Below are 19,822 nucleotides of genomic sequence, written 5' to 3'. Positions count from 1 at the left end.
TATCATGTACTTGCCATTTTTAAAAATAGTATGCATCATCTATATATAATCTACACTACTTTATCATTAATAAAACCAGATATTTATTTTTCAAAAAAGACTTGCATTAACTTCATAAATCATGATATAGTATTACTTGTGCCCGATAGTTGATTAAAAAAATGACTACCGCGCTACATACTTTCCGCTCGTAGCTCAGCTGGATAGAGCACACGCCTTCTAAGCGTGGAGTCGCAGGTTCGAATCCTGCCGGGTGGGCCATTTTTATACTCAATATAACCGCCGGTGAGCGGTTTTTTGCATTATACAGACGTATTACTTTATACTAAGCACTTTACACTTAAAGGAGCCTTCTTGCAATCGTTGCAGAAGGCTCTTTCGTTTACTCTTCCAACTTATCATTTATTAATTCCAATCGCCATTTAACTATGAAACATGAAGTACTTGCTCCAATCTGCATTGTCGTCCAATATCACAAGTCAGATTATAAAAAAAACGGTAGCAAAAACAAAGTGGATATTAGCGGGAACGGAATACGGCGATGCATAAATCTACGGCGTGGGAAAAAGCCAGGAGCGAATCCAAACTGCCTGTAGGTTGCGTCATCGGCAGGCATTCCTGTCCAGCGTTGCATCATTTCATTAGTTGGTATAGCAAGTGTGACGTAATCCCCATCTACGTGTGCAATGAATCCATCATGGGTGTTACCATCGGTAGTTTGAATACCTACATACTGATTCATGCAACTCCAACAAATTTGTTGATAATTTTCCATAAAGAACCTCCTAATAGTAATTACAAACCTTAATAACAGTCTATGGTCATTACCCCAAATTGTTCTAAACATTCGCCTATTTATAGAATTGATGAAACTGTAAGTTTGTACGTTTTTTCGTACGAACTTGACCACTCTACACTCCATTAGCCCAACGTTTATACGTTTTTTCATATAAAATCCACACGGGCTACCTGCTTTAAAGCTCCTTTTATAGGATATTTCGTACAAACGTTCTCTCTACACTCCATTATCCCAATGTTTGTATGTTTTTTCGTATAAAAATCCATACATTCCAAGTTAAGTCGGTATACTTGTGTAGATAGCTAGTATTTAAGGGAATGATAAAAATAAAACTCATTCGAAATCGAATACGCACGACGTGTCTTTGAGAAAAATTGCATAAACTCACGCATTAAAGTATATCCAGCAATCAATTGTTAGACAGTCTGATGTACCATTCGGGACTTGAACCCTAGAGATAGCGCCTATGCTAAGCGCACACAAAAAAGCACAAGTCCATAATGGACATGTGCTTTTGTAGCAACAACTATGCTTCATTTTAAATGATTTAGCAATTACTTTATTTTTAATTTCAATACTCGTGGTAGTGCATTTAATGTATCATTTGTATTGGATGCGGTAACGATTAATCCATCTACTTCCGACGCTTTCCACTCTAATTCTCCTGTATGTCCTAGCAGCTCGACTTGCTCAATAGCTGGCATGATAGATACATTACGCTGACTACCATGAACAATACGAAGTGGCAAACGTACTTGTCCGTTCGCTGGCCATTTCATAACCGAAGCGTATAGGTAATTATCACGCACCGTATAGCGTACATCTTCTGATGTAAAGCCTGCATGAGCGGTATCTGTAAACGATCCTGCTTGTGGATTATTCGGTCCCTCACCATAAATGATCCATGGACGAGATTCAAAGATTGCTTCGCCATGAATGTCCAACCATTTTCCGATTTCAAGCAATACTTGTTCTTCTTCTTTAGCAATCGTTCCATCTGCTTTCGGGCCGATATTTAGTAGTAAGTTTCCATTTTTACTAACAATGTCAATTAATGCTTGAACAATTTCTTCCGTCGTTTTAAAATCATTATTTTCGGTATAAGACCAAGAATTTTTAGCGATAGACGTATCCGTTTGCCAAGCAAGTTGGCGAGTACCAGCTAGTTGACCACGTTCAATGTCTAGTACAGCAGTCTGAAGCGGTGCTGCTTCGTATTTATAATTAATAACAACTTCTTTCTGTTGTTGTGCAGCCAAGTTATAGTAATATGCCCAAAATTGCTTCAAATAAGGTTTAAAAGATAAATGCTCAATCCACCAGTCGAACCAAACAAGGTCAGGAGAATACTTACTTGTTAACTCGGCTGTACGTGCTAACCAATTTTGCAAAAAGGCTTCACTTGGCGGTCCTGTTAATAAATCGTGCCAAAATGGAGCGGCAGGTTGTGCCGGTCCATACAACTCATCCCACTTACCTGATTGAACGTCTGATGTAAATTGTCGTCCCCCATCATAAAAAAACCAGTTTTCTGCTCGGTGACTAGATACACCAAACTTCAACCCTACTTCTCGAATAGCTTCGGATAATTCTCCTACGATATCACGATTCGGTCCCATTTGCACACTATTCCATTTAGATAAAGCGCTGTCATACATTTGAAATCCATCGTGATGTTCTGCTACTGGCACGACATATTTCGCTCCAGATTTTTGGAATAATTGAGCCCATTGCGCTGGATCAAACCGCTCCGCCTTGAACATCGGAATAAAATCTTTATAACCGAACTCTGCATGGTCTCCATAAGTCTGACGGTGATGCTCGTACACTTTGTGCCCTTCAATATACATATTTCGTGGGTACCATTCGCTGCCGAACGCTGGAACAGAATATACACCCCAATGAATAAATATCCCAAATTTCGCATCTTTAAACCATTCTGGTATCGTATAATTTTCTAACGAATCCCAACTTGCTGAATAAGGTCCCTGATCTATCGTTGTTTGAAATTGCTCTATCCTATCTTTTTTCAACTTCACTAACCTCCCAGATGTTATTGATGCTCAGAATAATATGCTTATTTGCTTCTATTCTCACTCGCCTAACAACACCCGTCAAGTGATTGACTCAAAGAGGTTAAGATTTTCACATAAACTTGTTAATTAAAACCTCCTACTTCTAACGTTGTAATTTCTTACAAACGCTAGACGCAGGAGGCACATGATTTTTTCTAATGAAGTATTCCCATTTTTGCAATATGTTCTTTCGTCTCAGCGGTACCACATTCGTATAGTTTTCGATAAATGCGCTGGATAACATCATCTTGTTCAGCAACTACTTCACTATTCGTATGCTCTGAAAAAATATAGACTAAACTAAAGGCGGTACTACTATTATCCACCGCAACCATTTGAGCAAATAGTTGTTGTATCTGCCATACCTCTTCACTCGACGCTACAATTTCTAATTCATAAGGAGCTGCTTTAGGATCTGCTAAAATCTGCATCGCTTGTACGGATACGTAGTAAGGCTGTCTGTCGTCTGTCTGCTGAGCATTCCATTCCATCGTTACACCCTCCACCGTCATATATTACTCATTAGCATGTCCAGGGAGGGCAAGGAATTATTCTACTTCTTATATAAACTTTTCGAGTTGTGGAAGTAACTTTTCTAATGCATGACCACGATGACTAATCGATTGTTTTTCCGTAGGTGTAAGCTCTGCAACAGATTTATCCAATGATGGTAGCCAAAATAAAGGATCATAACCAAAACCAAAAGTTCCTAATGGCTGATCCAATATATAGCCATCGACTGTTCCTTCTGCTTCAATAAATCTTCGCTCGGCAGGATCATATAAAGATAGTACACAGACAAATTGCGCTTTACTTAGCAGTTTATATTGCTCACGTACAACGGTATGCTCAACCGATGGTTGCAGCAACAATTGTTGCAGTAGCTTCTCATTGTTAGCTGCATCATTAGCCGGTTCGCCTGCGTAGCGAGCAGAATAAATACCAGGCGCTCCGCCTAGTGCAGTTACACATAAACCAGAATCATCTGCTAAGACAGGTACACCGAGTAGATTAGCAGCTGTTTCCGCTTTTTTTCTTGCATTTGCTATAAAAGTATCGCCATCTTCTTCAATATCAGCAATTGCTGGATAATCCAGCAAGCTTACAACAGCTACATCCAGTCCAGCTAATGCATGCTGAAATTCTAGTAGTTTGCCGCGATTTTTCGTTGCTATTACAATCGTTCGCTTCGTAGCCTTCGCCGATAAATGATCGTTGCCATTATTTATCATGCCATCTCTGTCCTTTCAATCCGAGCAGCTTGTTCTCCCAACGTTTGTCGTTGAATAGCGATCAATTGACCGATGCCTGCTTCTGCTAGCTGCAACAAATCATTTAACTGTTGACGTGAGAATGTCGCTTCTTCCCCCGTTCCTTGCACTTCTACATATTGCCCACCGCCGGTTAAAACAACGTTCATATCCACTGCCGCTTTTACATCCTCTTCATAATTCAAATCAACCATTAACGTATCATCAACTATACCAACGCTAGTGGAAGCTAAAAAGTCAGTAATAGGATACACACGAAATGCGTTTGCAGCATTTAATTTATGTACAGCGATAGCTAACGCAACAAACGCACCAGTTATAGCAGTCGTCCGCGTTCCGCCATCTGCTTGAATCACATCGCAGTCCAAAGTGATCGTACGCTCACCTAACGCTTCCAAGTTAACGACAGACCGAAGCGCTCTGCCGATTAGACGTTGAATTTCCATCGTTCTTCCTGACAATTTACCTCTGTTTGCTTCTCTTTGATTACGTGTATGGGTCGCTCGTGGCAACATAGCATACTCCGCTGTTATCCAGCCTTTGCCTTGTCCTTTTAAAAAGGGAGGTACTCGCTCTTCCACCGTTGCTGTACAAATGACCTTCGTATCACCAACTTCAATGAGCACCGAACCTTCCGCATGCTTATTCACATCAACTGTAATTTTAACTGGGCGTAGCTCATCTAACTGTCTATTATTCAAACGAATCATTTTATTTCTCCTCCATCGGTTACCTATCCATCTACAACAGGTTTCATTTTAACAAACATAGAATACAATTGCACGAATTTGCATCAATTACGCCTTGTTTTTTGTAATCAACTACTTATAGGTATCACAAAATAAGGTGCATTCTCGCTAAAATTTAGCTGAACGCACCTTATTATCGCACTATCTTTGTATAGTCAAAAAAACTTTATAAAATGGTTACCATAATTCCATCTTCAATTAAACTGTTAGAACCAACCATTAAGTTCACATTTCCCGGTTCGATGATATGCTGCATGTCGATATTCCAAATTTTCAAATGCTCCGCAGCAATCGTAAACGTAACCGTCTTTGTTTCTCCTGGCTCCAACCAAACCTTCTCAAACCCTTTTAGCTCTTTTACACGTCTAGTAACCGAACCTTCCATATCCTTTGTATACAATTGGACAACTTCTGCTCCAGCGTAGTTCCCACTGTTCGTTACATCTATGGAAACTCGGAAGTTGTTCCCTGCTTCTAACTCCGCAACAGAAAGCTCCGCTTTTTCTACTTGCAAATGACTGTAGGCAAAAGTTGTGTAGCTTAATCCATAACCGAAAGGATACAATATTGCTTTTTGACTATTAAAATATTTAAGCACACGATGCTGATCTTTCAAATTATAGTAAACAGGTAGGACGCTTGCTGATACTGGCATCGTTACAGTCAATTTGCCACTTGGATTTACCTCACCAAACAACATTTCACCAATTGCTTTCCCGCCTTCTGGTCCTGGATACCAACCAACCAATATAGCTGAACAGTAAGGCTCGACATCGGCAATTGCGTGTGGACGACCTTGTATTAATACAAGCACTACTTTTGTTCCAGTAGCAGCAATCGCTTTGATTAAATCAGTCTGCACACCACCAAGCGATAGATCAGCCAAATCAACACCTTCGCCGCAATCCATATCTTCCGGTGGCGCACTGTCTGATATTACTGCACCGTTTGTATCAAATTGCAGCTCAAAATTACGAGCGCTACTTCCTCCCATCACTAGTACAGCTAGATCAGACTTGCTTGCTAAAGTTACTGCTTCGTCAAATTCAGCGGTAGCAGCACCACGAACCGTACAGCCAGGTGCATAGTTTACATCGAATTGATTACCAGCTATCTGCTTGATTCCCTGCAATATCGTTGTGCCAGACTCCTCCGCTTGAATGGCTGTATAATCACCAAGTTGATGATAAATATTATTAGCATTCGGACCAATAACAGCTATTTTCTTGACGGAAGATGCGATTGGCAATGTCTGTTGTTCATTTTTGACAAGTACAGCACTTTCACGTGCTAATTGTACGTTCAGCTCATGCAGTGTCGACTTACTTGCTGTAGCTTCATACTGCTCCTCTGAAGTGTAAGGATTATCGAATAAACCAAGACGAAATTTTAGTGCGAGTATACGGCGCACAGCACGATCAATGTAATCCATACTAACTTTGTTCTGATGAACCGCTTGATCAAGTGTTGTAAAAGCAGTATCCCACAAGCTCAAATCGACTCCAGCAGTTAGTGCAAGAGCAGCAGCTCCTTCATAGCTCGGTGCCATCGTTTGCAAACGATCAATCGCTACACCATCCGCCATAACGATTCCTTCATAACCCCACTCATCCCGCAATATATCTGTTAGTAGTTTTTTATTTGCATGACATGGGACACCATCAATTTCGTTGTACGCTGCCATACAGCCTAGCGCTCCCGCTTTCGTACCTGCTTCCATCCCAGGCAGATGAATGTCACGTAATTCACGCTCACCGATCGGCGCTGGAAAAGCATTAATACCACCTTGACCAGAACCTTGTCCACTAAAATGTTTTAAAACTGCTGCAATACGATCATTTGGCAAATATCCGTCACTATCGCTTGTCCCATCGGCTAATTGTCGCTCTTGTAGTTCACCTTGCAAACCGTTAACAGCAGCTGTCGTAAACTGTGCAGCCAAATAAGGATCTTCACTAAAGCACTCTTCTGATCTGCCCCACCTCGGATCACGCAAAATATCCAACGTAGAGATTAAGCCGAGATGCGCACCACGAGAACGTATTTCTGCTGCAATTTGTTCATAAGCTTGCTCAGCTAGTTTCGGGTTCCAAGTTGAACCGGTGCCGATATTAGTCGGTATCAACGTACCATCAAGCGCTTGATGCCCATGTGGCGTTTCTTCTGATAGCAGCACAGGAATACCAAGTCTTGTATTTTCAATCATATAGCGCTGCACCGCATTCGCCATTTTAGCACTATTACGAGCATTAATACCGTTTTCATACGTAACTTGCGACCATGGATCTGCGCGAAACAAACCGTATAATGCGCCCATACCGCCCCACTTGTTTACTTCCTCTTCAAATGCATCTGTAAGCTTAAACTCATCTTTTCCTACTTTTTTATAAGCATTCCAACCATACATTTTTTGATTTAACTGCCCTACTTTTTCTTCCAGCGTCATTCTAGCTAATAGATCTTCTACTCTCTCTTGAATAGGTGCTTCTTTTTGTTTGTAACGTTCCATATTATCACTCCTAAAAAATATAGTAGCTGTCTAGACAGTATATTTCTAGCTTCTCCACCTCATCTTAACCGAATTAGTTTAATGAATCAACAAACTTTTCATGAAAAAAACTGCTGTTGTAATAACAGCAGTTTTTTATCGATATTCGCCTTACAATTTAATCGCATTTACTTGCTCTGGTCTTGCTACCGGCTCACTATATGTTTTATTACGATCGTCGACTATGTCGCTTTGACCATTTAATTTCACTTGAACAGATTGAGCATTGGTGTTTTCAAACAACGATAGTAAGATAGCATCCATCATTTCACCTGGAATTTTCTCATCCGTAGCAAAAGTGGTATTTTCCAAATCTACCGTCAATACACCATCTTGCTGTGCTATACTACTAACCGCCATGTCTGGCAGTAAAACAGCTAATAGATCCTTTTTATTTTGCGGTCCTACAATTAGCTGTTCCATAGCAGCTTCTGCTGCCGAATCCGCTCGCTCAATCAGCCTTGTTACTGGTACATAATATTGTTCATCATAATATGTTAACGCTGAAAAATATAACGTAACTGGATAAGAGTTTGTGTAGCTTACACCGCTAGCCAGCTCAACGTTAATGCCCATTTCGCGTGTTAATGGTTCATCAAGTGGATAACCAGCCATCGGCATTTCAGCTAATTTTGCTCCTTCATGATATAGCTCTACTCCTTGTACGCCCGGTAATGATGTAAGCGACCATGTAATCGCCTCTAATATTGAACGTTCGTCTTGATCATTGTAATTCGCAAACGACTCTGAAAAATCAACCTGTGCAACATTCGTTTGTGGATCAAGGCGATATTGCAATACTTCCGTTCCTTGCGGGATTAAAGCTCGAAAATCTTCTGGTAATAAAGAAGCGTACTGACCGTTGTCTACCATTAGCTCTAACGTACGCTGACCAAGTTCTACTCCTTCTTCTATTGCTACAGGAATGGATATTGGAGCGACGTAACCATTTTGATCTTTTAAATAAACAGTCGTTTGCTCATTGCCTTTCGCTTGATCGTTTTCCTCTACTGCACCAGTTGTTGGTTGTTCATTTGCTCCCGCTTCTCCTTCTTTCCCTGCTTCGTTACCACGCTGTTGCTCTTCCGACGGCTGTTGTTGAAGTTCTTCTCGCTCCTCCATCTCTACTTGCGGTGGATCAATTGCTTTTCCTTCTTTTGAGAAAATACCACACCCAGCTAACAACACAGGTAATACTAATAACATGACCAATACTGCATGGCGTAACCACTTACTTTGCTTCATCATTTAATGTCCTCCCCAATCTTTTTTTACAAGGTCCTTTGTACAACTAGACTTTTATAGTAATATGTATACGAGCCCTTCTTCGTTTTAGACCAGTTTTGTCCATTAAAAATTTAGGGGGAAATGAAATGAGCAATAATAAGCAATATGCTTTGAATAGTAAAGAAGTTGCCAAAGCGACCTATGATCTATTAGAAGAAAGAGGCGTAAGTATAGAAGCCATCGCTGAACTCGTCTACTTTTTACAAAAAGATTACTTTGCTGCTTTGACTGTCGATAGCTGTGTTGAACATGTAAAAGCCGTACTTTCCAAACGAGAAGTTCAAAATGCTGTCCTGACAGGAATTCAATTGGATATTCTAGCAGATCAAGGAAAATTAATAGCGCCGCTACAAGATATGATCAGTAACGATGAAAGTTTGTACGGTTGTGATGAAATATTAGCTTTGTCGATCGTGAACGTATATGGTAGCATCGGATTTACTAATTTTGGTTATATCGATAAACTAAAACCAGGTATATTAGTAGAGCTAAACAAAAAAGATGATGTTATTACGCATACTTTTCTCGATGACATTGTCGGTGCAATCGCTGCATCAGCTGCCAGCCGAATGGCTCATCGTCGCCAGGCAGAACTAGAAGGCGAAACTACTCCCCCACTAGATTAATAACTATATAGTTCAAAAAAACTGCCGAAGCAGCTAATATAAACGAGCACTATTTAGTGATTACTCGATATATTAGCACTTCGGCAGTTTCTTGTTGCTCTATTTCCCCTTGCGCATGCAAGTAGGCAAGATGAGCTATCGTTTCGGCCATCGCAAAACGTAAATTATGTGGATTGGTACGTAAGTGTGTACCAAAAAATAGTTCACAGCAAGCAAATGCTGTATAGCTATTATCGTCTAACATCTCTTTCAACTGCAATAACCGTCTTTGATGGTGCGCTTCCAATTGCTCGATTCTCTCTCTAAAGTTCGTAATGACCTCTCTATGACCGGGATAGGCAAGTCTCACATCATATTGCTTCAGCTCATCCAAGCTGTTTAGAAACGAAGCTAAGGGGTTATCCGTTTCACCGGGAACGATACTAATGTTGGGCGTAATGCGATTTAATACTTGATCTCCACAAAACATTATTTTTTCCCCTTCATTGTACATACACAATTGTCCAGCAGCATGTCCATTAGCTTCGAGCAAAAGGAACGATCGATCACCAATTACTATATTCTCTCCAGCTGATATGTAAGTAACTTTGGGATGTGGCAATACTTTCTCTTTAAAGTCTAATAAATGATAAGCAATAGCTTCAATCAGAGATTCGGGCATACCATGTTGACGAAATAACTCGCCCAGCGCTTCATTAAATTCACTGCCACCCCCTATGTGATCCCCCCACAACCGCTGCGTGTACGCATGCGAACGCTTCGACATATAGACTGGAGCAGCTGAGTGCTGCTGTACGTAGCCCGCCATACCGTAATGATCAGGATGTTGATGAGTCACAATAATTTGTGTAATGTCCGACCAAGTAATCTGTTGCTCAGCTAATGTTTGCTCATAAACAATTATTGCTTCATTCGTTCGTAATCCGGGGTCAATAATAGTCCAGCCATTCTGCCCCTTAACCCAATAACTATTCGTATATTTCAAAGAATATGGCAAAGGTATTTTCACTTGTAGCAATCTATTTAACATCGTCACCCTACCCTATTTAATTTGCGCATCTGCTCTTTGCTCATCCATGCCGATTTATCGCAAATGTATTCTATCCGTATGGCGTAGCTCCTCAATCGATGCTACTCCGATCCCAAACATCGTTGCTTTTAATTCAAACTCAATCGTTTGAAACTGTTGCTGTAATTGCTCCATCGCTATCATATCGTTTTCAGCTGCTGCACCTTTCAGCAATGTTCTGCCGAAACCAGCAAGATGAGCTCCCAGTGCCAATGCTTTAGCAACATCAACGCCACTACGCATTCCACCACTCGCAACTACAAATGTTTGTGGCACATGTTCACGCACATCTATAATACTATCTGCCGTAGCAATACCCCAATTGGCGAAAGTCTCCGCTGCATGAATACGTACGGGGTCTTGCATACGATGTTTTTCCACCTGACTCCACGATGTACCGCCTGCTCCAGCAACATCAATAAATGCGACACCCGCATCTACCAATTTGGCTGCTGTTCTACCATCGATGCCCCAACCAACTTCCTTTACCCCAACAGGTACCTTAAGCGTGTGACAAAGCTGCTCAATTTTTCGAAGTAAGTCACTAAAGTTCGTGTCTCCCTCTGGCTGAAATACTTCTTGCATACTATTAAGATGAAGCACCAATGCGCTTGCTTCCGCCATATGTACCAACTTTAAACAATCGGCAGCCGTCACACCATAATTTAATTGAACTGCGCCAATGTTAGCGATAATTGGTACGGAAGGAGCATATTTGCGAATTTGAAATGTCGTAGCTACCGATTCATTTTCTAATGCAGCTCGCATCGAACCAAGCCCAATGGCCCAACCTCTTTGTTCTGCCATTTTTGCTAAACGCTCGTTTATAATTGCTGTCTCTGGTGTTCCTCCAGTCATCGAACTAATCAATAACGGTGTTTGTAATTGATGTCCAAGCCACTCTGTAGATAAATCTATTTGAGAAAAATTAATTTCTGGCAAAGCATTATGTATAAAACGATACCGTCCGAGGCCAGTATCAATTCCTTCACTATTCACATCTTCATTTAAACATATGCGAATATGTTCCCCTTTTCGCTTCATTGTATGTGTAGTTTCCATGGCTAAGCTCCTCTCTATACTGCTGTAATATAACATACAAACGAACCTGATTTACCATTTCATACAATTTTCATAGATTTATGATTGAAACAATCAAAAAAGTGATTGTAAACATCATTTTATTGTGCAATTTTTATAATTGGTTTACACTAGAGTGTAGAGAAACTTATTTCTAAATGGAGGGTACTTACGATGAACATTAAAACTTTCGCAACACAACAAGAACTCGATAATCATGCAGCCCAAATCTTTGCTAATTTATTGCAAAGTAAACCAAATGCTGTTTTAGGTTTAGCAACTGGTTCTACACCTATCGGCCTATACAATGCATTGGTGCAATTATACAAAAATAATGAAGTAAGCTTCAAGCAAGCCTATACTTTTAATCTAGATGAGTATATCGGAATTACACCTGATAATCCACAAAGCTACTCTTATTTTATGCATGAGCAGTTATTTAATCATATTGACCTACCAGCAGAACACATTCATTTGCTAGATGGTACAGCTAGTGACGCTAAGGAAGAATGTCAACGTTTTGAAGAAAAGCTTACGGAAAAACCACTAGATATTCAACTGCTTGGACTAGGACATAATGGACATATCGCCTTTAACGAACCAGCGGAAGCATTGTCTGCTAAAACACATATTGTAAAGCTAGATGAAAAAACGTTGCAAGCGAATGCACGTTTCTTTGCATCGATCGACGAAGTACCGAAACATGCGATGACTATGGGTATTGCTTCCATTATGAAAGCAAAACATATTTTAATGTTAGTTCGTGGTGCAGATAAAGCTGCCATCGTAAAACAAGCATTACAGGGACCTATTACAACCCAAGTACCGGCTTCCTTATTGCAGCTTCATGCAAATGTGACCGTCCTGCTTGATGAAGAAGCTGGAAGGATGTTGGACTAAATGATGTCAGCTGCTACTTCTTGGATAATAAACAATGTCCGTATAGTTACTGAAACGTCGACCATTTATGGCGCTGTCGTTGTAGAACTCGGAAAAATAGCAAATATAATTCCAGCCAGCAGCAAGGAATATCATTTATTAACCGAAAACATCCAACAAATTGCTACGATAGATGGGCAAAATGGATTATTAATGGCTGGTTTTATCGATGTGCACGTACATGGTGGTAATGGTGGCGATTTTATGAATGCAGACCATGCAAGTTATGATGCTATTACTTCCTTCCACGCCGCGCACGGTACTACTAAGATGCTAGCAACTACAATGACTGCTTCGAAGGAAGCTATCGAGGCAGTACTAGCAGCGGTAACTAGTTATCGCCAAAACCAACAAACTAACGAGCAATCAGGAGCAACCATTATTGGCGTTCATTTGGAAGGTCCATTTATTAGTGAAAAGTGGCCCGGCGCACAAAATCCAGCTTATATCCAGCCTCCAACTAAAGCATGGCTAGCAGAGTGGATAGACAAGTGGCCAGATCAAATTAAGTTGCTTACATTGGCTCCCGAAAAAGAAGAAGCTGCGCCTTTAATAAACTGGTTAGCTAATCAACAAATTATTACAGCATGTGGTCATACAGATGCCCTTTATTCTGATATTCAATCTGCTGCCGATGCTGGTTTAACACATGCGGTCCATACGTTTAACGCGATGAAAGGACTGCATCACCGTGAACCTGGAACGCTCGGTGCTGTCTTAACCGATGATCGCATCTATTGCGAAATTATCGCTGATGGAGAGCATGTTCATCGCGCAGCGATCGATTTACTTTTACGTGCCAAACCAATAGATAAACTCATCCTTATTACCGATGCTATCGAAGCTGCTGGTATGGTTGATGGCAATTATCAACTAGGTGGGCTTGCAGTAACAGTCAAAGATGGCGTCGCTCGTTTAACGGAAGGCGGAGCGCTCGCTGGTAGTAGTTTAACGATGAATAAAGCAGTCCAATATTTGGCTAACAATAGTTCGCTCGCACTACACGAAATTAGTCAATTGGCAAGTAAAAATGCTGCCCGTCAACTAGGAATTGATCATACAACAGGCTCTATTTCTATCGGCAAACAAGCCGATCTCGTATGGCTTGATGACAACTTTCAAGTCCAATCCACTTGGACAAATGGAATCGCAATTTATAATCGATAATAAACATATGAAAAAGGAAATGGCGACCAAGTGGGTCGCCATTTTAAACTATATAGTGTTATGCTCGTTTTGCTTCCAATCTTACAGTTTTAGCTGCCAGCAAATCAATAACATTATCCGACTCATTTTGTCGGTGTGATATTATCTCTACTTTTTCATGAATCGTTTTAAGTACAGCAACAACATCTTCTTGTTGTTGCATTTCCGCACGCTCCACGGATTGTTTAATACTTGTTACATCTTGCTGGACATTGTTCATTTGATCCTGCATAACTGTTACGTCTTGCTGGATGTGTTTCACTTGATCCTGCATAACTGTTACGTCTTGCTGGATGTGTTTCATTTGATCCTGCATAACTGTTACATCTTGCTGGATATGTTTCACTTGATCCTGCGTACTTGCAACATCTCGCTGGATAATTTTCACTTGATCCTGCGTACTTGCAACGTCTCGCTGGATAATTTTCACTTGATCCTGCGTACTTGCAACATCTCGCTGGATAATTTTCACTTGATCCTGCAAACTAATAACATCTTGCTGGATATGATTCACTTGTTCTTGCGTACTTGTAACGTCTCGCTGGATATGATTCATTTGATCCTGCATACCTGAAACGTCTTGCTGGATATGATTCATTTGATCCTGCATATGGGTTAAAATTTCGATAATCTTGTTTTCATTCATATCGAGCACCTCGCTATCGTCATTATACACCAATTAGGCGACTGCAACAATTACTGTTATGCTATTTATGGTATGATTACATTATCAATCTCCCCAGCAGTTGTTATGACCAAGCGCTCATGCCGCCTTTAACATTAACAATCTTTTTGTAGCCTAACTGCTTTAATTGCTTGCATGCTTGGACACTGCGCATACCACTTTGACATATAACAACGATCTCTTTATCGTGTGGCAATTGTGACAAATCACCGCCAAGTGGAATGTTTTTAAATTGTTGAATACGTTTTCCAGCAAATTCTCCAGGAGTACGCACATCAATAAATACTTTGTTAGGATCGTTCAGCATAGATGCTAGTTCCGAAGTCGTAATCGATTTAACACCTTTAGTTGGTCCTTTGCGCATAGAATAAAACAAAAAAACGGCCAATAAAGCAATAATTAGCCACTCCATCATCCTTCTCCCCCTTTCTTCCGAAGCTCTACTTTTCTATGATCATTCTTTCATTATATAAGATACTTCCACATTTTTCGAATAGAATATATTATGCTAGTTTATTTTGCTGTAGGGATCGTTATAATGCCCGTCGTGCCTATGCCAAGCTTACTATATAAGTACACACCATAATTTATTCCATAGTTCAATTTAATATTCTCTAAAAGGATATTAATACTGCCGTTATCTACCGAAAGCATTGATATAACGAAATATAAAAATTAATAGTAGACCAGGAATGACCATTAATTGAATATCCCACTGTGTAAAGAAACGAACAAGAAACGATTTTTCACTTTGAAGTTTTAGCGGCTGATATTAAATTAGAATGAACGAGAAGACTACTCTAATCATAAATTTCACAACTGTAAAAAAAAATAGTTCAATAAACAATGAATTGTGATAAAAATCAATCAAAAGAGACCTGCATTTGAAATGCAGGTCTCTTTTGATTTAATGTATACAGTCTGTAATCACTTAACCGACTACAGCATATATTTTCACTTGATGAGCTGTTAATGACTTTTCTAGATCACCTTTCATTCGCCGATCCGTCACGACAATATCGAGTTCACTTAGTGGAGCAACAGAAAACAACGAAGTTTTATTCCATTTTGTGTGATCGAATAATGCAATTGTCATTTCGGAACGACTCATCAACGCTTTCACAGTTTGTGCTTCTTGCTCTGAGTAACTACTAATACCACCGGATAGAGAAATACCGTCAACACCGACGAACATTTTTCCTATATGTAGTTGACTAATCATCGCTTCGCCCAAAGGACCGCACAATTCAAAGCTATTATGACGTAAAATACCACCAATAACTACTACTTGTACAGAACTACCAGCAAGCTCCATCGCAATATTAATCGCATTTGTCACAACGGTAATTCCTTGGCGTTCTTTCAGTAACTTAGCTAACAAAAAGCTGGTTGTACCACCGGATAGGCCGACAATATCTCCTTCGTTTATTAACGAAACAGCTAATTCGGCTACTCTTTCTTTTTCCAAATAAGCAAGATGCTCTTTTTGAGAGAATGGTAATTCATGTGCTACAGCTATTCCTTCGTAACGGGCACCGCCAATCGTGCGAATAATTCGTTCTTGTTTGGACAATTGCTCTAAATCACGTCTTGCTGTAGCTTCCGAACATTGAAAGTGTTGTACAATTTGTTGAATCGTAATGCGTCCTTCTACTTTCAGATGTTGTACAATTGCCTCTCGACGCTTCTCCCCCTTGGAAAGTTGCACCTGTGGCATAACTATCGTTCCACCCACACCTTATCTAGTAACAATCGTTCCACACTTGTATAGTCCGGTAATGCTTCCCAATCTCCACGCATCTGAATAACTAGCGATCCATTGATGCTCGCCAATTTGGTCGCTTCAACTAACGACATTCCTTTAGAAATTCCTGCCAAAAAACCTGAACAGAAGCCATCACCAGCACCAACCGTATCAACAACTTGCTCCGCTTTATAAAATGGAACTGCTGTTTCTGTATCTTTCTCCAATACTATCGTCGAATTATCTTTACCTTTAATAATTGAAATCGCCTTTAATGCACGTAAATGTGTTTTCACTTCTTCATAATCTTCCGTGTCATACAGCAATTTTAATTCATCCCAGCCAGGTAAAAAGTAGTCTGCTTCTGCCGCAATTGGTAATAGAACTGCCCGTGCTTCTTCAATAGACCACAGTTTCAACCGTAAATTCGGATCAAAGCTTATCTTTACTCCCGCTTGCTTCGCGATAGAAACAGCATGTTTTATCGTAGCTAAACCATTGTCGCTTAATGCCGGTGTAATACCAGTAATATGCAAAATTTGTGCACCACGAATATACTCTTCATCCAAGTCTTCCGGCTTCATTTGACTAGCTGCAGAATGTTTGCGGAAATAATGAACAGCTAACTTACCAGCAACATGCTCACGTAACATAGTGCCTGTTGGAGCTTCGCTGCTTAGTGTAGCACGCGATATATCCACACCTTCTCCACGCAACGTTTTCAATATTAATGTACCATACGGATCTGCACCAAGAGTTCCACACCAGCCTACAGAAACACCTAACCGTGCAAGACCTATAGCGACATTACTCTCCGCTCCACCAAAGCTGAGATCTAGCGATGAGGATCGTTCAATCGGCATATGCTCCTTTGGCATAAGAAGTGCCATTGATTCTCCAAAAGTTACAATATCAGGTGATGATAGTTGCACGTCAAGTTCCCCCTACAAATTAAGTCTATACCTACGTTATTTCATATTAGAATGTATATTTCATTAATACTAGAATAGCAATAAACATAACCCATACTATAAAACTAAGCGTCCGTGCTTTGGAAATATGAGCTGTAGCACTTTGTCCTTGTTCAATAGAAACTTTAATCTGTTTTAGTGGTTTTGTTACAATACCACCAACCGCTGCAATACCAAGAAATAATAAAACGATAATAATCATCCATGCTACGCTGTAATCGCCTTTAGAAATAAGATATCCACCTGTTAGAAACTGAAGGATAAGGAAGTATTGTGCCATTCGATTAGCCACTAACAACCCTTCTGACAAACCACCTTGTCCTGTTCCAGATAGTTTGGAAGCTCTCCCAATCATAAATGGCAAGACCAAATAAAAACCCATTCCTGCAGCACCAATCACGTGTAATAACAACATCACATTAACCATAACTTATCCTCTGCCTTCCTTCTATTTCTATATACCTCTATAAGTAGTGTATCAGAATCTTTTACTTTTTCAAACCTTGCCTACAAATGACTTACATCGATCATTTCTTTTTAATAAGATAGATAACGACTCGAATTTGAAAATAAGTAATTTGTTCTGGCAATTTCTCTTTAATCTCTCTCAACTTTTCATAATCTTGTTCGTTTATAACTTGTGCAATCACCTGAAATGTCTCTTTATCCAATATGCGACTAACATCGAATTGCTCCCCTTCTTCTAATACTCGAATGAGATGCGCTTCAATGGTAGTTTGCGATAAACCGCGTAATTGAGCAATTGCTTGGATCTCTAATCCTTGTTCAAACATACGAAACGTCACCTGATGACTTGCCGCTTCATTTTTTGTTTCTGTACCATCTACATCGTCTATATGATCGGTTTGTTCGCTAGTATCTCCTGTATCATTACCAAACATGGCAAGCAGCTCTTCCCCATATTTGGTTGCTTTTGCGTGACCAATTCCTTTTACAAGCAACAATTGCTCCAGCGAGGATGGTTTAGACAATGCCAGTTCTCGTAGAGTAACATCAGTAAAAATAACAAATGGAGGAACTTGTTCTGCTGCTGCTTTTTGTTTGCGCCAATGACGCAATAGTTCAAACATAGGCGAGGCAACCGTTGACTTGCTTGTTTGTTTGACCGTAGTTGCGGATACCCGTTGGTAGACGTCCTGCTTTCCCTCCAAAATAGGTAAAGATTCTGCTGTTAACGTTACCGTTGGATATTGCCCATCACTTAACCGCATATAGCCTTCAGCGATAAGCCAGTAGAGCCAATCTGTTACTTCTTTTTCCGCCCAATGACGCAATAGACCGTATGTTGATAATTGATCTAACTTCGTATCTAATACCTTGCGCTCCCTAGAGCCGCGTAGCACTTTGGCGACCATAGTGACACCGAATCTGCCACGCATTCTTCCTACACAAGAAAGTGCCATTTTCGCTTCTACTGTGCGATTAATGCTTTCACTTTCATCCAAACAATTACTGCAAGTACTACAACTAGCAACGTCGAGCTGACCAAAATATTGTCCAATAAATTGTTGCAAACATTTTTCTGTAAGACAGTAATTGATCATTATATTTAGATTAGCTTGCGCTACTGATTTTCGCTCTTCATCTGTCATACTTTGCTCAATTAAAAACCGTTGAATCCGAATATCGGCAGGATTAAATAGGAGAATACAATCACTTTGATCGCCATCTCGTCCAGCTCGACCTGCTTCCTGATAATATGATTCTATATCAGCAGGCATCTGCCAGTGAATGACATAACGCACATCCGGCTTATCGATACCCATTCCAAATGCATTCGTTGCGACGATAACATCTAGATCGCCAAAGCGAAATTGCTCTTGCACTTCTTCTCGATCTCGGTCACTCATCCCACCGTGATACTTACCACATTTCACACCAAGTCGCATCAGCATGTGCTGTACTGTATCGGTTTCTTTGCGAGTAGCTGCATAAATAATTCCTGATTGCTGTGGGCGGTTTTGCACATATTGCTTTAAATAGATTGCTTTATCGTTCGGATTCACTACAGCAAGTCGCAAGTTAGGTCGTTCAAATCCGGTTACGAAAGTCGCTGGTTCACGAAGTTTCATCATCGCTACTATATCTTCTGCTACTTCTGGTGTCGCTGTTGCGGTAAAACAAGCCAAACGTGGTCTAGTTGTAAGCGAGGCTATTCGTTCAGAAAGCTGTTTGTAGCTTGGTCGAAAATCGTGACCCCACTGCGATACACAGTGTGCTTCATCAATGGCAATCAATGGGATTGCTAACCGCTCTAACAATTGCAAAAATAATGGTGCATCCAATCTTTCTGGCGCAATATAGAGCAGCTTGTAGTGCCCGGCTATCGCTTCTGAAAGCGTATTACTATATTCAGCAGCAGTTAACGAACTATTTAAATAAGCACAACTTACACCAACTCGCCGCAAATTATCTACTTGATCTTTCATCAATGAAATTAACGGAGAAATAACAAGCGTAGTACCTGGTAATAATAGCGCCGGTATTTGATAACAGACTGATTTCCCAGCCCCTGTTGGCAATATGGCGAGCGTATCCCTACCTTGCAATACGGTAGATATAATTTCTTCCTGCCCTTTGCGAAAGGAATCGTACCCGTATACTTGTTGAAGGATTTGAGCAGCTTGTTTTAACATGGTCCTGCTTTCCTCCCTTTCATCTATTACTAAACAAAGATACAAGGGACCCTGGCAATGAAGTCAAGATCCCTTGTACTAGTGAATCATTATATTTAAAATTAATGAACTAATTA

General features: G+C 40.3%; 18 protein-coding genes and 1 tRNA gene. 4 read left to right on the top strand and 15 right to left on the bottom strand.

All coding sequences use genetic code 11. The annotated features are described in order from the left end of the window. Positions 1–184 precede the first annotated feature (184 nt). A tRNA-Arg gene (locus ACFSTH_RS07470) sits at positions 185–261 on the top strand. Between the two features lie 223 nt (positions 262–484). Here ACFSTH_RS07470 and ACFSTH_RS07465 read toward each other — a convergent pair. The 7 genes from ACFSTH_RS07465 to ACFSTH_RS07435 all read right to left on the bottom strand — a co-directional run bounded on the left by ACFSTH_RS07465 (position 485) and on the right by ACFSTH_RS07435 (position 8,690). Continuing rightward, positions 485–775, bottom strand: coding sequence for a phosphatidylinositol kinase (locus tag ACFSTH_RS07465; protein WP_377772731.1), 291 nt, complete (start codon positions 773–775; stop codon positions 485–487). Between the two features lie 578 nt (positions 776–1,353). Beyond that, positions 1,354–2,832, bottom strand: coding sequence for an alpha-L-fucosidase (locus ACFSTH_RS07460; protein WP_377772733.1), 1,479 nt, complete (start codon positions 2,830–2,832; stop codon positions 1,354–1,356). A 197-nt stretch (positions 2,833–3,029) separates the two neighbouring features. Continuing rightward, entirely contained in the window at positions 3,030–3,365 is a 336-nt protein-coding gene (locus ACFSTH_RS07455) for a hypothetical protein (RefSeq protein ID WP_377772735.1), read from the bottom strand. 69 nt (positions 3,366–3,434) lie between these two features. Continuing rightward, on the bottom strand, positions 3,435–4,106 hold the full coding sequence (gene rdgB, locus ACFSTH_RS07450) for an RdgB/HAM1 family non-canonical purine NTP pyrophosphatase (RefSeq protein ID WP_377772737.1): 672 nt from the start codon (positions 4,104–4,106) through the stop codon (positions 3,435–3,437). Continuing rightward, on the bottom strand, positions 4,103–4,855 hold the full coding sequence (gene rph, locus ACFSTH_RS07445) for a ribonuclease PH (protein WP_377772739.1): 753 nt from the start codon (positions 4,853–4,855) through the stop codon (positions 4,103–4,105). The genes rdgB and rph overlap by 4 nt, the downstream gene beginning before the upstream one ends. Before the next feature lie 205 nt (positions 4,856–5,060). After that, positions 5,061–7,403: a glycoside hydrolase family 3 N-terminal domain-containing protein gene (locus tag ACFSTH_RS07440; protein WP_377772741.1), complete on the bottom strand. Its 2,343-nt coding sequence runs from the start codon at positions 7,401–7,403 to the stop codon at positions 5,061–5,063. Positions 7,404–7,553: 150 nt separating this feature from the next. Then, positions 7,554–8,690, bottom strand: a complete 1,137-nt coding sequence (locus tag ACFSTH_RS07435) for a GerMN domain-containing protein (RefSeq protein ID WP_377772743.1) — start codon at positions 8,688–8,690, stop codon at positions 7,554–7,556. 125 nt (positions 8,691–8,815) lie between these two features. Between ACFSTH_RS07435 and ACFSTH_RS07430 the strand changes: the two genes are divergently transcribed. Further along, entirely contained in the window at positions 8,816–9,355 is a 540-nt protein-coding gene (locus ACFSTH_RS07430) for a phosphatidylglycerophosphatase A family protein (protein ID WP_377772745.1), read from the top strand. 49 nt (positions 9,356–9,404) lie between these two features. Here ACFSTH_RS07430 and ACFSTH_RS07425 read toward each other — a convergent pair whose 3' ends face one another. Then, positions 9,405–10,385 carry an MBL fold metallo-hydrolase gene (locus ACFSTH_RS07425; RefSeq protein ID WP_377772747.1) on the bottom strand — a complete coding sequence of 327 codons (981 nt, stop codon included), beginning with the start codon at positions 10,383–10,385 and terminating at the stop codon, positions 9,405–9,407. A gap of 54 nt (positions 10,386–10,439) precedes the next feature. Further along, positions 10,440–11,486: a type 2 isopentenyl-diphosphate Delta-isomerase gene (gene fni, locus ACFSTH_RS07420; protein ID WP_377772749.1), complete on the bottom strand. Its 1,047-nt coding sequence runs from the start codon at positions 11,484–11,486 to the stop codon at positions 10,440–10,442. 192 nt (positions 11,487–11,678) lie between these two features. On the opposite strand from fni, the gene nagB reads away from it, so the two are divergent. Together nagB and nagA are read left to right on the top strand one after the other, a co-directional pair. After that, on the top strand, positions 11,679–12,404 hold the full coding sequence (gene nagB, locus ACFSTH_RS07415; protein WP_377772751.1) for a glucosamine-6-phosphate deaminase: 726 nt from the start codon (positions 11,679–11,681) through the stop codon (positions 12,402–12,404). Beyond that, positions 12,405–13,610, top strand: a complete 1,206-nt coding sequence (gene nagA, locus ACFSTH_RS07410; RefSeq protein ID WP_377772753.1) for an N-acetylglucosamine-6-phosphate deacetylase — start codon at positions 12,405–12,407, stop codon at positions 13,608–13,610. A 58-nt stretch (positions 13,611–13,668) separates the two neighbouring features. Here the strand turns inward: nagA and ACFSTH_RS07405 are convergent, their stop codons facing one another. From ACFSTH_RS07405 to recQ, 6 genes are all read right to left on the bottom strand, one after another. Further along, on the bottom strand, positions 13,669–14,295 hold the full coding sequence (locus ACFSTH_RS07405) for a hypothetical protein (RefSeq protein ID WP_377772755.1): 627 nt from the start codon (positions 14,293–14,295) through the stop codon (positions 13,669–13,671). A 103-nt stretch (positions 14,296–14,398) separates the two neighbouring features. Then, complete coding sequence (locus ACFSTH_RS07400) at positions 14,399–14,749, bottom strand: rhodanese-like domain-containing protein (protein ID WP_377772757.1); 351 nt, start codon at positions 14,747–14,749, stop codon at positions 14,399–14,401. A gap of 516 nt (positions 14,750–15,265) precedes the next feature. Then, on the bottom strand, positions 15,266–16,051 hold the full coding sequence (locus tag ACFSTH_RS07395; protein ID WP_377772759.1) for a DeoR/GlpR family DNA-binding transcription regulator: 786 nt from the start codon (positions 16,049–16,051) through the stop codon (positions 15,266–15,268). A 2-nt stretch (positions 16,052–16,053) separates the two neighbouring features. Next, positions 16,054–17,010, bottom strand: a complete 957-nt coding sequence (locus ACFSTH_RS07390; protein ID WP_377772761.1) for a sugar kinase — start codon at positions 17,008–17,010, stop codon at positions 16,054–16,056. Between the two features lie 46 nt (positions 17,011–17,056). Next, positions 17,057–17,476: a hypothetical protein gene (locus ACFSTH_RS07385; RefSeq protein WP_377772763.1), complete on the bottom strand. Its 420-nt coding sequence runs from the start codon at positions 17,474–17,476 to the stop codon at positions 17,057–17,059. 100 nt (positions 17,477–17,576) lie between these two features. Then, on the bottom strand, positions 17,577–19,706 hold the full coding sequence (recQ, locus tag ACFSTH_RS07380; protein WP_377772765.1) for a DNA helicase RecQ: 2,130 nt from the start codon (positions 19,704–19,706) through the stop codon (positions 17,577–17,579). Positions 19,707–19,822 lie beyond the last annotated feature (116 nt).

It is taken from the genome of Paenibacillus yanchengensis (genome assembly GCF_042684845.1).
Classification (GTDB): domain Bacteria; phylum Bacillota; class Bacilli; order Paenibacillales; family Paenibacillaceae; genus Pristimantibacillus; species Pristimantibacillus yanchengensis.
This window is presented reverse-complemented; position numbering and strand designations above follow the sequence as displayed.